General features: G+C 52.4%; 1 protein-coding gene. It reads left to right on the top strand.

Features of this window, described 5'->3' with window-relative positions:
- Positions 1 to 966, top strand: a 966-nt coding sequence (locus tag E1189_RS01255) for a hypothetical protein (protein ID WP_230459932.1), incomplete at its 5' end; no start/stop codon positions are given.
- Positions 967 to 1,137: the final 171 nt, after the last annotated feature.

The following is a 1,137-nucleotide window of genomic DNA, read 5'->3' as shown; positions in this document are numbered from 1 at the left end:
ACACGCACCATGCTTTCCCGGTCAGGCGCTAAAAAAGTGTCACTCCCGAAAACAAAAAATGTCACTCTTGAAAGTGACAAAAGTGACATTTCCGCCACTCCCAAAAGTGACAAGGTTGAAGAGCCTGAAGGTTGCGCTAATCCTAGAGCCACAAGGGATGAGAGTAGAAAAACCTCACGCACGGTGGAGGCGGAAGAGTGTCACTCTCCCCACTTTGAAAAACAATCAAGTTGGGGTGGCAATCGTCCCGGTGCAGGCGCTCCCCTTAATAACACCAATGCAGTCACCCATGGCATCTACCGCTCGGAGCTGTCAGAGGAAGAGCAGGGGTTATACGACTCTTTTCTTGGAATGACCCAGCAACTGGAACAGGAGCTTGCTCTGTCTCGCGTCCTCCTAAAGCGTGCTGTTGCCCGAGATGCTGACGCTCAGGAACTCGACAAACTAATAGCAGCCGGGCAAGAGGCTGAAGCCGCACTTAACCATTCACCACTTACCCTGGAAGGTTGGGAGATGTTCGACGGGGAAGAGGGAAACCCGCTGAACGGACAGAAGTGGATAAAGAAGCGCCCAGATACCGGGAGCATCGTTGATCGGAAGATTGCCCGTGTTGAAAGCCTTGAGACTGCACTCTTCAAGCTGCACGGTGGGCTGAGGATCAAGCGCCATGAACAAATCGCATTACAGGCCCATGTGATCGACCAACTCAGCAGCGGCGAAATCACGCCTATTGAGGCAGGTCGCATTCTGGAACGTGAGGGTATGGCCGTGCCTACTGTGCTAGCCATGGAGATTAAAGCCAGCCTTGAGCGTGAAGAGGTAGACGATAAGGGCGGCATCACTGAAGAAGAGCTTGACGCTATTTGTGAGAAGGCTCGCGAACATCAAGAGCAGGAGAGCAAGTGGCTGGCAGGCCGCAAAGCCTGGTTAAGCAGCGGGGCGCTGGATGATAGGAAGCCACATTAAAGAGAGGGGAGGCGGTAATATGCCGCCCCCTTCCTTGTACGCTTTAAAGGTGACGGTTTTCAGTGAAATCGGCCTGCTATTCTCTCATAAGTGGCCCCATCCACGGATGAACTTTTTGTGTTAAACGCTGTCTAGCTTAGGAAGTATTCTCCAATCCAGAAATGAGCCTGA

The organism is Parendozoicomonas verongulae (assembly GCF_009711465.1).
Classification (GTDB): Bacteria; Pseudomonadota; Gammaproteobacteria; order Pseudomonadales; family Endozoicomonadaceae; genus Sansalvadorimonas; species Sansalvadorimonas verongulae.
Note: the sequence above shows the minus strand (reverse complement) of the source record. Positions and strands in the feature narration are given on the sequence as shown.